The following is a 13976-nucleotide window of genomic DNA, read 5'->3' as shown; positions in this document are numbered from 1 at the left end:
CCCGGCGGCCGTTAGTCTGGAGGGCGCGCCGTAGGGGCGCGTGATCGGAAGGGACGGCATCAGGGGATGTACGGCTGGATCTGGCGGCACCTGCCGGGCAACGCGTACGTGCGGGCGCTGATCTCTCTCGTGCTGGCGCTCGGAGTGGTCTTCGTGCTGTTCCAGTACGTGTTCCCGTGGGCGGAGCCGCTGCTGCCGTTCAACGACGTGACCGTCGACGACGGCGGAGGAGCTGGGGCGGGCTGATGGGCGCGCGGATTCTGGTCGTTGACAATTACGACAGCTTTGTCTTCAACCTCGTCCAGTACCTGTACCAACTGGGCGCGGAGTGCGAGGTCGTACGGAACGACGAGGTGACGACCGGGCACGCGCGGGACGGCTTCGACGGTGTGCTGCTCTCGCCCGGCCCCGGTACGCCTGAACAGGCCGGTGTGTGCGTCGACATGGTGCGGCACTGTGCGGGCAGCGGGCTGCCGGTGTTCGGGGTGTGCCTGGGGATGCAGTCGATGGCGGTCGCGTACGGCGCGGTCGTGGACCGTGCCCCGGAGCTGCTGCACGGCAAGACGTCGCCGATGCTGCATGCCGGCGCGGGCGTCTTCGAGGGCCTGCCGTCCCCGTTCACGGCCACCCGCTATCACTCTCTGGGCGTGGAGCGTGCCACGGTGCCGGCCGAGCTGGAGATCACGGCCTGGACGGAGACGGGCGTGGTGATGGGGCTGCGGCACCGCGAACACCGGGTGGAGGGCGTGCAGTTCCACCCCGAGTCGGTGCTGACGGAGTGGGGTCACCGCATGCTGGCCAACTGGCTGGCGGAGTGCGGTGATCCGGACGCGGTGGGCCGGTCCGCGGGGCTGGCGCCGGTCGTTGGCACGTGAACCACGACCGCCCGGAGTACGACGGCGCCTACGGGGGCCCGTACAGCGACCCGTACAGCGACCCGTACGGGGCCGAGCCGTACGGGGGTGAGGCGTACGGCGGCGAGGTGGACCCGTACGGCGCGGACGGGGGCGCTGAGGCGTACGGGGCGGCGTACGGGGCGCGGGACGCGTACGAGGCGGCGGTGGGCGCGCTGGCGGACCCGCTGACGGATCCGCTGCCGGGGCAGCGGGACGCGGGGCCGACGGGCGGTACGGGCGGCACGGACGGTGCCGAGGGGGAGTTCGAGCCGCACACGTCACCCTGGTTCCGTCCGCACCAGCAACCGCAGGCACCGCAGGCACCGCAGGCACCGCAGACGCAGCAGGCACACCAGGCGCCGCAGCAGGCACAGCAGCCCGTGCAGCCCGCCCAGCCGGTGCAGCCCGTCGAGCCGTCGCGGGGCGGCATGCCGTACGAGGGCGCCGCCGCGCCCACCGCCCCCACCGGGCAGCGCGGGGCGCCGAGTTGGGCCGTGGACGAGCGTGCCGCCGTCGAGCCGCCGCGCGTCGAGTGGGGCCGTACGGCTGGGGACGCCCCGGCGGCCGGCGCCGCCGCGCCCGGCGTGCCGGAGGTGTCCGAGACTGCGGCGCTGCCGACGGTGGACGTCCCGGGCACTCCGGGCGCTCCGGACCGTACGGCCCGCACCGACCGTCCCGACACGTCGACCATGCCCGTACGCCGCCCCGCGGGAGCGGAGCGGCCGGGCTCGCGCAGGGCGCGTGCGGCGCGTCCGGCAGGCGCGGAGCGCTCCTCCGGTATGGACGGAGGCGCGGACGACGACCGCCGTACGGTCGGTCTGCGGCGCCCGGACGAGGCCGAGTTGGGCCGCGCCGCGCGGCGCAAGGCGGCGAAGGGCGGGCGGGGCAAGGGCGGTAAGGGCGGCAGCCGGGGCCGCAAGGCGCCGCCGCCCGCGCCGCCGGTGCGGGCGGGCACGCGGCTGGAGGCGCGGCGGGCGGCGCGGGCGGCGAAGGACGGTCCGGTGGTGATCCTCAGCCGGTTCATCGGTGAGGTGTTCATCACGTTGGGCGTGTTGATGCTGCTGTTCGTGGCGTACCAGCTGTGGTGGACGAACGTGCTGGCGCACCAGAAGGCGGACAAGGCGGCGGACGATCTCGCGGACCGCTGGAAGGAACATCCGGAGCGGAAGCCGGGCAAGTTCACGGCGGGGCAGGGCTTCGCGATCATGTACATTCCGAAGCTGGACATCCGGGTGCCGGTCGCCGAGGGCGTGAGCAAGAAGGACGTGCTCGACAAGGGCATGGTCGGGCATTACGACGCGGACTCGGGCCTGAAGACGGCGATGCCGTGGGACAAGCAGGGCAACTTCTCGGTGGCGGGGCATCGCAACACCCACGGGGAACCGTTCCGCTACATCAACAAGCTGGTCGCGGGCGACGAGATCATCGTCGAGACGGCGGACACGTACTACACGTACAAGATGCACAGCCGGCTGCCGTCGACGTCGCCGTCCAACACGACGGTGGTGGATCCGGTGCCGCGGCAGTCGGGCTTCGAGAAGCCGGGCCGGTACGTCACGCTCACCACGTGCACTCCCGAGTTCACGTCGAAGTACCGTCTGATCGTCTGGGGCAAAATGGTCGAGGAGCGTCCGCGGAGCAAGGGGAAGCCGGACGCGCTGGTCGGGTAGCGGTGTCGGCAGTGGGACGGGGGTAGACGGTGGCTGAGAACGCCAAGGGCGCTGCGGGTGACGGGACTTCGGAGAAGTCGCCGGAGACACCCGTAGACGACGCCGGGGAGCGGGGCGAGGACACCGAAGCGCCCGTTGACGAGCCCGGTGACGGCGGGGAGCCGGACGGTACGTCTCCCGCCGAGCCTGACTCCGAGTCTGAGCCTGACTCCGAGTCTGAGCCTGACTCCGAGTCTGAGCCCGAGCCTGAGCCCGAATCCGACTCTGAGCCCGAGCCCGCCGCCGCGCCCGCGCGGTCCCGTACGCGGGGCCGAATAGCCGCGACGGTCAGCGTGCTCGGCGAGCTGCTGATCACCGCGGGGGTGATCCTCGCGCTCTTCGTCGTCTACTCGCTGTGGTGGACGAACGTGGTCGCCAACCGCGAGGCCGACCGCAAGAGCGAGCGCGTACGGGACGACTGGGCCGCGGACCGGGGCCAGGACGGGCCGGGTGCGCGCGACCTGAAGGACGGCATCGGCTTTCTGCACGCTCCGTCCATGACGAAGGACGACGTGCTGGTGACCAAGGGCACCGACGCCGACGAGCTGAACCACGGCACGGCGGGCTACTACACGAAACCCGTCAAGTCGGCGCTGCCCTGGGACCAGTCGGGCAACTTCGCGCTCGCCGCGCACCGAGACGGGCACGGCGCGAAGTTCCACAACATCGACAAGATCGGCAAGGGCGACCCGCTGGTGTTCGAGACGAAGAGCACCTGGTACGTCTACAAGGTCTACGAGATCCTGCCGAAGACCTCGAAGTACAACGTCGACGTCCTGGACCCGGTGCCGAAGGAGTCGGGCCGGAAGGAAGACAGCCGGTACATCACGCTGACGACGTGCACGCCCGTCTTCACCTCGAAGCACCGCTACGTGGTGTGGGGCGAGCTCGTACGCACGCAGGACGTCGACGAGGAGCGGACGCCGCCGGAGGAGCTGCGCTGAGCCCGAACGCGCGGCGCGGCAGGCCCCGTTGACCCGACTGGGAACCGGCGGCAACGCACTCCAACGCCAACACCAACGGCAGACGCAAGCGGCCCGGCGCCTCAGCGCCGGGCCGTTGCCGTTCCGCTTCCGTTCGCGGGACCGAAGTCGCCCCTCAGCCGTCCCTCAGTCGCCTCAGTCGAATCCGCCGATGATCCCGCCGTCGCCGCTGCCCGGGCCGCCGTTGCCTCCGTTGCCGCCGCCCGGGTCGCCTCCCGGCGGGCCGGGCCGGGCAATGATGGTGACCGTGTCGCCCTTCTTGGCCTGGGTGTTGGCGGGCGGGTTGGTGGTGATGACGGTGGCGTTGTTCTCGTCGGGCGCGCCCTGCACCTGGACGGTGAAGCCGGCGCCTTCGAGGGTCTTGCGGGCGTCCTTGACGAGCTGGTTGCTGACGTCGGGGACGCTGGCGGGCTGGTCGGCGGGCGCCTTGGCGATGGTCAGGGTGACCTGCCCGCCGTCGGGCGCCTTGGCCGGGGGTGCCGGGTCCTGCTTGAGGACCTGGTTGGCGGGGGTGTCGGGGTCTTCCTGCTCGACCTTGGCGACGGTGAAGCCGAGACCTTCGAGCTGCTTCTTGGCCTCTTCGAAGTCCTTGCCGACGACGGGCGGCACCGAGGTCTCGCTCTGGGTGGCGACGGTCAGCGTGACCTTGGAGCCCTTGCGTGCCTTGTCGCCGCCCGCCGGGTCCTGGCCGATGACGCTGCCTTCCTCCTCGTCGGACTCCTCGTTGTTCCGGCCGACTTCGAAGCCGGCGTCCTCGAGTTCCTGCTTGGCGTCTTCGAAGTCGTCGCCCTCGACGTCGGGGACGTCGACGGGGGCGGCGCCCTTGGAGATGGTGACGGTGACGGAGTCGCCGCGGTCTATCTCCTTGCCCGCCGCGGGAGTCGAGTCGCAGATGGTGCTCTTCTTCTGGGCGCAGAACTTGGTCTGGCCCTTCTCGACCTCGAATCCGCCGTTCTCGCCGAGCTCCTCGGCTTCCTGGAGGGTCTTCCCGGCGAGTTCCGGTACAGCGACGCTGCCCTCGTTGCCGCTGTCGGAGCTCCACAGGGCCTTGCCGATGAAGATCGCGCCGACGAGGACCAGGATCAGCGCGATGATCAGCAGGATGGTGGAGGTGTTGCTCTTCTTCGGCGGACGGCGCCGGCCGCGCGGCTCGTCGTCGTAGTACCCGCCGTCCTCCTCGCGCATCGGCGGCAGCATGGAGGTGTGGTTCTGGTCCTGCGACCGGAGCGCGGTGGTGGGCTGGTCGTCGGGGTAGCCGCCGTAGCCGACGGCGCCGAGCGCGGCGGTGGCGGCGACGGGCTGGCCGTCGAGGCACGCCTCGATGTCGGCGCGCATCTCGTCGGCGCTCTGGTAGCGGTAGTCGGGGTCCTTGACCAGGGCCTTGAGGACGATGGCGTCCATCTCGGGCGTGATCTCGGGGTCGAACGCGCTGGGCGGCTGCGGCTCCTCCCGTACGTGCTGGTACGCGACGGCGACCGGTGAGTCGCCGATGAACGGTGGCCGTACGGTGAGGAGTTCGTACAGCAGGCAGCCGGTGGAGTACAAGTCGGAGCGCGCGTCGACGGACTCGCCCTTGGCCTGCTCCGGGGAGAGGTACTGGGCGGTGCCGATGACGGACGAGGTCTGCGTCATGGTCATGCCGGAGTCGCCCATCGCGCGGGCGATGCCGAAGTCCATGACCTTGACCTGGCTGCTGCGCGTCAGCATGACGTTCGCGGGCTTGATGTCGCGGTGGACGATGCCGTTGCGGTGGGAGTACTCGAGGGCCTGGAGGATGCCGACGCACATCTCCATGGAGCGTTCGGGCAGCAGCTTGCGGCCGCTGTGCAGCAGCTCACGGAGGGTGGAGCCGTCGACGTACTCCATCACGATGTACGGGATGGAGACCTGGTCGACGTAGTCTTCGCCGGTGTCGTAGACGGCGACGATCGCCGGGTGGTTGAGCGAGGCGGCCGACTGGGCCTCGCGGCGGAAGCGGGCCTGGAACGACGGGTCGCGGGCGAGGTCGACACGGAGGGTCTTCACCGCGACCGTGCGGCCGAGCCGGGTGTCGTGCGCGAGGTACACCTCGGCCATGCCACCGCGGCCGAGCACCGACCCCAGCTCGTACCGGCCGCCGAGGCGACGCGGCTCTTCCATAAGTCTCCAGCCCTCTCCGTACGTCCGGGCCGCACCATTCGTACGGGCCGGCGGTGTGCTGCTCGGCATACGGTACCCGGCCGTGGTTACGCGCCTGGCCCGGCCGGGGTGACCGTTGTCACCTCGTGTTCTGCTGGCGCCGGATCACTGCTTTCCGTCGAGGATGGCCTTCATCACGTCCTTGGCGACGGGTGCCGCGAGCTTGCTGCCCGCGATCTCGTCACGGGAGGTGTCGGAGCTCTCGATGACCACGGCGACGGCGACCGGGGAGGAGCCGTCCTCGCCCTTGGCGTAGGAGATGAACCACGCGTACGGGTTCTTCTCGTTGTTCTCGCCGTGCTGGGCGGTGCCGGTCTTCCCGCCGACTGTGACGCCCGGGATCTGTGCGGTGGTTCCCGTGCCTTCCTTGACGACCGTCTCCATGGCCTCCTGGAGCTTCTGCGCGTTGTCGGAGGAGACGGGCTCGCTGAGCTCCTTGGGCTTGGTCTGCTCGACGACGTTGAGGTTGGGGGCGACGAGCTTGTCGACCATGTACGGCTTCATGAGCGTGCCGTCGTTGGCGACGGCGGCGGCGACCATCGCCATCTGCAGCGGGGTGGCGCGGTTGCTGGCCTGGCCGATGCCCGCCATGGCGTTCTGCGGCCGGTTGTCCTCGGGGTAGACGCTCTCGGCGGCCCGTACGGGGATGTCCAGTTCGCCGTTCCCGTAACCGAACTTCTCGGACATCTCCCGCATTTTGTCGTTGCCGAGCTCATCGCTCATCTTGGCGAAGACGGTGTTGCACGACCACTGCATGGCGACGCGGATCGAGGCGTTCTTGCAGGCCGGATTGTCGCCGTCATTGCCCAGATCGGTCTGGCTCTGCGGCAGTTTGTACGGGTCGGGGGAGTCCGTCTTGCTGTCCAGGTCGAAGTCGCCGCTCTCCAGCCCGGCCGCGGCGGTGACGACCTTGTACGTGGAGCCCGGCGGGTAGGTCTGCCGCAGCGCCCGGTTGAGCATGGGCGTGTCCTCGTTCTGCTCCTTCTGCAGCTTCGACCACGCCTCCGAGTCCTTCTCGCCGTTCCCGGCGAAGCTGGAGGGGTCGTACGAGGGGGTGCTGGCGAGCGCGAGCACGGCGCCGCTCTGCGGGTCGATCGCCGCGACCGCGCCCTTCTTGTCGCCGAGCCTCTTGAACGCCGCCTGCTGCGCCTTGGCGTCGAGCGTCGTGACGACGTTCCCGCCCTTCTGCGGCTTCCCGGTGAGCATGTCGATGGTGCGGTTGAAGAACAGCCGGTCGTCGTCGCCGGTGAGGATGCCGTCGTTGAGCGCCTCGAGCTGCGTCGCGCCGAACGCCTGCGAGGCGTAGCCGGTCACGGGCGCCCAGAGCTCGCCGTTCTTGTACGTGCGCTTGTACTTGAAGTCCGTGTCCTCGGTCTCCGTGGAGCCGGTGATGGGCTTGCCGTCGCTGGTGAGGATGTTGCCGCGGGGCTGCGCGTAGCGCTCGATGGCGACGCGGCGGTTGTCCTCGTGCTCGGACAGCTCGTCGGCCTGGACGAACTGGACGTAGTTGACGCGGGCCAGGAGGGCGAGGACGAGCAGGCCGCAGAACACGGCCACGCGGCGTAGAGGCTTGTTCACGGTCGGACCACCTGGGTCATCTCGGCGTCAGGGGATGGGGCTGGGGCGGGCGCCGGCCTGCGCGCAGTGTCGCTGATGCGCAGCAGGATGGCGATAAGGGCCCAGTTGGCGATGACCGAGGAGCCGCCCTGGGCCAGGAAGGGCATCGTCATGCCGGTCAGCGGGATGAGGCCGGTGACGCCGCCGGCGACGACGAAGACCTGCAGCGCGAACGCCCCGGCGAGGCCGACGGCGAGGAGCTTGCCGAACGGGTCGCGGGCGGCGAGCGAGGTCCGCATGCCGCGTTCGATGAGCAGCGCGTAGAGCACCAGGATGGCCATCAGGCCGGTGAGCCCCAGCTCCTCGCCGACGGTGGCGAGGATGTAGTCGCTCTTGGGCGCGATGCCGCCGATGAGGCGGGAGTAGCCCTGGCCGAGGCCGGAGCCGAGGATGCCGCCGGAGCCGAACGAGTACATCGCCTGCGCGGTCTCGGTGACACCGCCGTTGGCGGCGCGGGCGAGCGGGTCGAGCCAGCCGTCGACGCGGCTCTGGACGTGTCCCGCGAACGACGCGACGGCGACGGCGCCCGCGGCGCTCAGCCCGAGGCCGAACACGACCCAGCTGGTGCGCTCCGTCGCCACGTACAGCATGATCACGAAGAGGCCGAAGAAGAGCAGCGAAGTGCCCAGGTCGGTCTCGAAGATGAGGATCATCAGGCTGAGCGCCCAGATGGCGAGGATCGGCCCGAGGTCGCGGCCGCGCGGCAGGTACAGGCCCATGAAGCGGCGGCTGGCGAGGGCGAGGGCGTCCCGCTTGACCATCAGGTAGCCGGCGAAGAACACCGCGATGATGATCTTGGCGAACTCGCCTGGCTGCAGCGAGCCGACGCCGGGAATGGTGATCCAGATCCGGGCGCCGTAGCGGGCGGGGAAGAACATCGGCAGGATCAGCAGGATCAGCGCGACGACCATCGAGATGTACGTGTAGCGCTGCAGGACGCGGTGGTCCTTCAGGAACACCAGCACACCGAGGAAGAGCGCGACCCCGAGCGTGGACCACATCAGCTGGCCGGGCGCGAGCGCGCCGCCCAGCGCGGGCGTGGTGATGCCCGGCTCCTGGTCCAGCCGCCAGATCAGCACCAGCCCGAGGCCGTTCAGCAGGGTCGAGATGGGCAGCATCAACGGGTCGGCGTACGGCGCCCAGCGGCGTACGACCAGATGGCAGACCGCCGCGAGAAGGCCGAGCCCGACGCCGTAGCCGAGCATGCCCGCGGGCAGCGAACCGTCCTTCGCGAGGCCGACGTTGGCGTAGGCGAAGACGGGGATGAGCACGGCGAAGATGAGCATCGCCAGCTCGGTGTTGCGACGGCTCGGCAGGCCCCCGGGGGAGACCGTGGTGTTGCTGCCGGTGTTGATGTTGAGATTACTGCTCATCGCTGCTGCGGCCCCCTACGGTGCGGTGCACGTCTTGGCGAGCTCGCGCTGTTTCTCCGAGAGGCTGGGGCCGCTGGGCGTCGGAGAGCTGGAACTCGTGCTGGCGTCTTTGTCGGCGGGAGCGCCGGCCTTGTCGCCGGCTCCGGCGCCGCCCGTGGCGCTGCCGTCCGGAGACTTGTCCTGGCCCTTGTCCTGCTGGCCGCCGGCGTCACCGCTCGGCGGCTGCTGTTCCTTCTGCTCCGCGACGATCTTGCACACGTCGGCCTGTGCCTTGAGCTCGGCGACCTTGTCCTCCGCCTGCCCGAGGCTGTCGGAGGCGATGGTCTCCTCGACGCGCTCACGCTGGTAGAGCGGGAGGTACTTGAGTTCGATCTTGGGGTAGCTCTCCCGGACCTCGCTGAGGCTGATGCCCGCCAACTCCTGGCTGATGCCCTGGTACAGCGCGACGTGCTCGCCCTCGGAGCCGACGTAGTACTGCGACTGCGTCCACTGGTACCCCCCGTACAGCCCGCCGCCGACGAGGATCAGCGCGAGGCCGATGAACAGCGAACGCTTCGCCCACTTGCCCCGGTTGGAGGGCTTGACGAAGTCGTCGTCCGAGTACGAGCCGAAGGAGCCCGCCGGAGGCGGCGCGACGGCCGGCGCGGCGCCGCTGCCGGGCGGCCCGAAGCCGCCCTCGGGCGCGGTGCCGCCGGACGGCTGCGGCGGGACCTGGCGGCCGAGTTCGGCGGCGCGGGCCGCGGGCGTCTGCGCGTCACCGCCCAACTGGTGCTGGTTCTCGGCGACGGCGCCGACGATCACCGGGGTGTCGTTCAGCTGCTCGGCGAGGGTGTCGTTGCCGTCGACGTCGAGGACGTCCGCGATGATGCACGTGATGTTGTCCGGGCCGCCGCCGCGCAGCGCGAGCTGGATCAGCTCCTGCACCGTCTCGTGCGGGCCCTGGTAGCTGGCGAGGGTGTCCTCCATCGTCTGGTGCGACACGACACCCGACAGCCCGTCGGAACACAGCAGATAGCGGTCGCCGGCGCGTACTTCACGGATCGACAGATCCGGTTCCACGTGGTCGCCGCTGCCCAGCGCGCGCATCAGCAGGGAGCGCTGCGGGTGGGTGGTGGCCTCCTCCTCGGTGATACGGCCCTCGTCCACCAGCCGCTGCACCCAGGTGTGGTCCTGGGTGATCTGCGTCAACTGTCCGTCCCGCAGCAGGTACGCGCGCGAGTCGCCGACGTGGACGAGGCCGAGCCGCTGGCCTGTCCACAGCAGCGCGGTGAGGGTCGTACCCATGCCCTCGAGCTGCGGGTCCTCCTCGACCATGACGCGCAGTTGGTCGTTGGCGCGCTGCACGGCGCTGCCGAGTGAGGTGAGGATGTCGGAGCCGGGGATGTCCTCGTCCAGCTGCACGATGGTCGAGATCACCTCCGAGCTGGCGACCTCACCGGCGGCCTGGCCGCCCATCCCGTCGGCGACCGCGAGCAGCCGCGGACCGGCGTAGCCCGAGTCCTCGTTGTGCTCGCGGATCATGCCGTCGTGCGATCCGGCGGCGAAGCGCAGTGACAGACTCATGCGCACCTCGCCCGTCGGCTCCGGGTACATCCGCACGGTGCCCACCCTCCGGTCGTCATGTCTTCGGCCTGTCTATTTCCGCAGCTCGATGACCGTCTTGCCGATACGGATCGGCGCTCCGGGCGGAATCGGCGTCGGTGTGGTCAGCCGGGTCCGGTCGAGATACGTGCCGTTGGTGGACCCGAGATCCTCGACGATCCACTGGCCGTCACGGTCCGGATAGATCCTGGCATGCCTGCTGGAGGCGTAGTCGTCATCCAGCACGATTGTGGAGTCATGGGCCCGGCCGAGGGAGATCGTCTGGCCCTGGAGTGCGACGGTCGTGCCGGTGAGCGAGCCCTCGGAGACCACCAGCTTCGTCGGGGCGCCCCGGCCGCCGCGGCCGCGCCGCGCGGCCTGCTGCGGCGGGCGCTGCGGTGCCTGCTGCTGCCGCTGCGGGCGCGCGTCGTTCCGCCGGGCGGCGCGCTGGGTCACCCTCGTACCGAACAGGTCGCTGCGGATGACCTGCACCGCCACGATGACGAACAGCCACAGCACGGCGAGAAAGCCCAACCGCATGACCGTCAGGGTCAGCTCTGACATTGCCCCCGCTTCACCCTTCGGCTTGCCGGTAAATGATCGTGGTGCTGCCCACGACGATGCGTGAGCCGTCGCGGAGCGTAGCGCGAGTGGTGTGCTGTCCGTCTACCACGATGCCGTTCGTCGATCCGAGATCCTGGATCGACGACGGGTTTCCGGCGCGGATTTCGCAGTGCCGGCGGGAGACTCCGGGGTCGTCGACGCGCACGTCGGCCTCGGTGCTGCGGCCCAGGACGAGGGTGGCGCGGGAGATCTGGTGGCGGTTGCCGTTGATCTCGATCCAGCGCCGTGTCTCGGCGCGCGGCAGCGGCCCGGCGGCGCCCGGCGCGTACGACGGCGCCGAGGGCGCACTGGCCGGCATCGGCGGCGCGCCGGCGGGCCGGGCCGGAAAGCCGCTCTGACCGCCGGGGCCCGCGGGGCCGCCCGTGGCGCCGCCCTGGGTGGGTGCGGCGGGGCCGGCGCCCTGCGGCTGGGAGGTGCTGGAGGCGAGTGTGCGACTGCGTACGCGGTAAAGACCGGTGTCGAGATCCTCGGCCTTCTCCAGGTGCACCTTGACGGGGCCCATGAAGGTGTAGCGCTGCTGCTTCGCGTAGTCCCGGACCATGCTCGACAGCTCGTCGCCCAGCTGCCCCGAATAAGGGCTGAGCCGCTCGTAGTCGGGGGCGCTGAGCTCGACGATGAAGTCGTTCGGCACGACCGTGCGCTCGCGGTTCCAGATCGTCGCGTTGTTGTCGCACTCGCGCTGAAGGGCCCCGGCGATCTCGACGGGCTGCACCTCGGACTTGAACACTTTGGCGAAGGTGCCGTTGACGAGACCCTCGAGTCGCTGCTCGAACCGCTTCAGAACTCCCACGGTGCACCTCCTTCCCAGATGGCCGTCGCCCTAGTGCGACGGCTGCCGCTCCAGTGTCCCTGAACGCGCGCATGCCGCATTGCCGGTAGTGCTTACTGATCGTATCCACGCGTGGGGAAATCAGGTGGTTCCCCACGGTGCCCCCCTAGTCGAGTGTCACCCCTCACACCCTTGCACGGAACGCGCCGGGCGCAGGGTGATGCCCCTCCCAGTGTCCCTCAGCGCGGGCCGCCGGTGCGGCGATACGGATGTGATGACAGCCCGGACAGCGTGCTAATCTTTCGGATGTCGGCGGAGAGACAACGAGCTCCGGCCGGCGGCGTCCTTCCCCACAGTGGTGGGGGAGCACCCATGCGCGGGTGGCGGAATAGGCAGACGCGCTGGATTCAGGTTCCAGTGCCCGAAAGGGCGTGGGGGTTCAACTCCCCCCTCGCGCACAGCGGGAACGGGCGGCACCGTAATCACGGTGCCGCCCGTTTCGTGTGCGCGCTTCTTTCCGCGCGGGCCGCGGGCGTGCGTGGGCGCGAGGGCGGCGCGGGAGGCGTCCGTACGGCGAACGCGGTTGCCCCGTACGGCGGTTGCGGGCGCGTGCGGCGGCGCGGTGTATGCGGCTTCGCGCGAGTGCCCCGGCGGTGTGTCTCTCCTCACGTGATCCCCTGTCTATACGGCGGCGTACAGCAGCGTTAGCCTGAATCTATACGGCAGCGTATAGACAGGGGTTCGGCCATGAGACTCCCCAGGACCGCGCACACCTCCCGCCCGTGGCGGATTCACGAGATCGCCGGCGACTTCCGGCTGGAGGACGTGTGGGCGCTGCCCACGCCGGGTGGCCCCGACGACCTCGGGCGGCTGGTGCGCCAGTTCGCGGAGCCCGACCGGGCGCACGTCTCGAAGCCCGTGCCGCGGCTGCTGTTCGCCGTCCGCTGGAAGATCGGCGCCCTGCTCGGCTGGGACAAGCCCGGCGCGGGCGTCGGCTCCCGGGTGCCGACGCTACGGGACCGGCTCCCCGCGGACCTTCGCGACGGCGAACGCGGGCCCGACCTGAGCGACGTCCCGTTCACCTCCGTCTACCTGACCCAAGACGAGTGGGTGACCGAGACGGCCAACCGCACCGTGCACGGCGTCATGCACATCAGCTGGGTCCCGGACGGCGCCGGCGGCCACCGCGGACAGATGGCGGTGCTGGTGAGGCCCAACGGGCGGCTGGGCGCCGCGTACATGGCGGCCATCAAGCCGTTCCGGTACGCGGCCGTCTACCCGGCGCTGATCCGGGCCATCGGGCGCAAGTGGGAGGCGGGCTCCGCCTCCGGTACGGGCTCCGGTGCCGATTCCGGTCCCGATTCCGGTTCCGGCTCGGACAAGGGCTCGGGCCCGGGTGAGCGGGCGGCGTAGCGGCGCCGGCTCCAACATGCCGCGCCTGAAGGTGCGTTGGGGCCCCTCCGGGCGACGGGGGTGCTCGGAGGGGCCCGGAGGACGCCCCGTGTGCGCGGTGCGGCTCGTACGTGCCATGTGCGCCGTACGGTTACGCCGCGAGGCGGCCCGCCAGCGCCTTCGCCTTCGTCTCGGCGTCCTCGAACGCCTTCGCGCGCGACGCCTCGTACTTCGGCACGAGCGCGGCCATCGCCGGGACCTGCGGGGCCAGCGTCAGCTCCGGCACGATGAAGTCGGTCTCCAGGCCGAGCTTGTCGCGCAGAAGCATCTGCAGATACGGCTGCGCGTGGTCGTTGCCCTCCTCGGGGGTGCCCGGCGCGTACGAGCCGCCGCGGCTGGTGACCACCGTCGCGTGCTTGCCCGCGAGGGAGGGCTTCTCGGCGCCCGCGGTGCGGCCCATGGCGATGACGTGGTCGAACCACGCCTTGAGGCTGGAGCTGATCGAGTAGTTGTACAGAGGGGCGCCGATCAGAATCGCGTCGGCCGCCTCGGCCTCCTCGATCAGCCGCTCGCGCAGCTCGACCGCGGCGGCCTGCTCCGGGGTGCGGTCGGCGGGGGCGACGAAGCCCGCGTAGTAGGTGGGGGCGGTCATGTGGGGAAGCGGGTCGGACGCGAGATCGCGGTAGACGACCTTGCCCTCCGGGTGCTCGGCCTCCCACGCCTTGCGGAACGCGGCGGTGACGGCACGGGAGTGGGACTGGTCGCCGTTCAGCGAGGAGTCGAGGTGCAGGAGGGTGGCCATGTCGAGCTCTCCAAGAGTGTGTGGACGGGACGGAGATGAACTTCCGTACGTC

Annotated in this window: 12 protein-coding genes and 1 tRNA gene; 6 read left to right on the top strand and 7 right to left on the bottom strand. The window is 70.4% G+C overall.

Annotated features, from left to right (window positions below):
* Nucleotides 1-66 precede the first annotated feature (66 nt).
* From DVA86_RS13150 to DVA86_RS13135, 4 genes are all read left to right on the top strand, one after another.
* A complete protein-coding gene (locus DVA86_RS13150; protein ID WP_208878339.1) occupies nt 67-246 on the top strand; it encodes a hypothetical protein in 180 nt (59 codons plus the stop codon).
* The gene (locus DVA86_RS13145; protein WP_208878337.1) at nt 246-875 is read left to right on the top strand and encodes an aminodeoxychorismate/anthranilate synthase component II; all 630 of its coding nucleotides are present in this window, start codon (nt 246-248) and stop codon (nt 873-875) included. Before DVA86_RS13150 ends, DVA86_RS13145 begins: the two co-directional genes overlap by 1 nt.
* Complete coding sequence (locus DVA86_RS13140) at nt 872-2566, top strand: class E sortase (RefSeq protein WP_208878336.1); 1695 nt, start codon at nt 872-874, stop codon at nt 2564-2566. The genes DVA86_RS13145 and DVA86_RS13140 overlap by 4 nt, the downstream gene beginning before the upstream one ends.
* A 314-nt stretch (nt 2567-2880) precedes the next feature.
* The gene (locus DVA86_RS13135) at nt 2881-3549 is read left to right on the top strand and encodes a class E sortase (protein WP_245997614.1); all 669 of its coding nucleotides are present in this window, start codon (nt 2881-2883) and stop codon (nt 3547-3549) included.
* 174 nt (nt 3550-3723) lie between these two features.
* Here the strand turns inward: DVA86_RS13135 and pknB are convergent, their stop codons facing one another.
* The 6 genes from pknB to DVA86_RS13105 all read right to left on the bottom strand — a co-directional run bounded on the left by pknB (nt 3724) and on the right by DVA86_RS13105 (nt 11751).
* On the bottom strand, nt 3724-5727 hold the full coding sequence (gene pknB, locus DVA86_RS13130; RefSeq protein WP_208878333.1) for a Stk1 family PASTA domain-containing Ser/Thr kinase: 2004 nt from the start codon (nt 5725-5727) through the stop codon (nt 3724-3726).
* A gap of 144 nt (nt 5728-5871) precedes the next feature.
* Nucleotides 5872-7344, bottom strand: a complete 1473-nt coding sequence (locus tag DVA86_RS13125; RefSeq protein WP_208878332.1) for a peptidoglycan D,D-transpeptidase FtsI family protein — start codon at nt 7342-7344, stop codon at nt 5872-5874.
* Nucleotides 7341-8756, bottom strand: coding sequence for an FtsW/RodA/SpoVE family cell cycle protein (locus DVA86_RS13120; RefSeq protein WP_208878330.1), 1416 nt, complete (start codon nt 8754-8756; stop codon nt 7341-7343). Before DVA86_RS13120 ends, DVA86_RS13125 begins: the two co-directional genes overlap by 4 nt.
* 15 nt (nt 8757-8771) lie before the next feature.
* Entirely contained in the window at nt 8772-10319 is a 1548-nt protein-coding gene (locus DVA86_RS13115) for a Stp1/IreP family PP2C-type Ser/Thr phosphatase (protein WP_245996536.1), read from the bottom strand.
* A gap of 72 nt (nt 10320-10391) precedes the next feature.
* Complete coding sequence (locus tag DVA86_RS13110) at nt 10392-10901, bottom strand: FHA domain-containing protein FhaB/FipA (RefSeq protein WP_208878328.1); 510 nt, start codon at nt 10899-10901, stop codon at nt 10392-10394.
* Between the two features lie 10 nt (nt 10902-10911).
* Entirely contained in the window at nt 10912-11751 is an 840-nt protein-coding gene (locus DVA86_RS13105; protein ID WP_208878327.1) for an FHA domain-containing protein, read from the bottom strand.
* A 353-nt stretch (nt 11752-12104) separates the two neighbouring features.
* On the opposite strand from DVA86_RS13105, the gene DVA86_RS13100 reads away from it, so the two are divergent.
* Both DVA86_RS13100 and DVA86_RS13095 read left to right on the top strand, forming a co-directional pair.
* Nucleotides 12105-12188 (top strand) — tRNA-Leu (locus tag DVA86_RS13100).
* 289 nt (nt 12189-12477) lie between these two features.
* Nucleotides 12478-13143: a DUF2867 domain-containing protein gene (locus DVA86_RS13095; protein WP_208878325.1), complete on the top strand. Its 666-nt coding sequence runs from the start codon at nt 12478-12480 to the stop codon at nt 13141-13143.
* Nucleotides 13144-13273: 130 nt separating this feature from the next.
* Here DVA86_RS13095 and DVA86_RS13090 read toward each other — a convergent pair whose 3' ends face one another.
* On the bottom strand, nt 13274-13924 hold the full coding sequence (locus DVA86_RS13090; RefSeq protein ID WP_208878324.1) for an FMN-dependent NADH-azoreductase: 651 nt from the start codon (nt 13922-13924) through the stop codon (nt 13274-13276).
* Nucleotides 13925-13976: the final 52 nt, after the last annotated feature.

The organism is Streptomyces armeniacus, from assembly GCF_003355155.1.
Lineage (GTDB): Bacteria > Actinomycetota > Actinomycetes > Streptomycetales > Streptomycetaceae > Streptomyces > Streptomyces armeniacus.
Note: the sequence above shows the minus strand (reverse complement) of the source record. Positions and strands in the feature narration are given on the sequence as shown.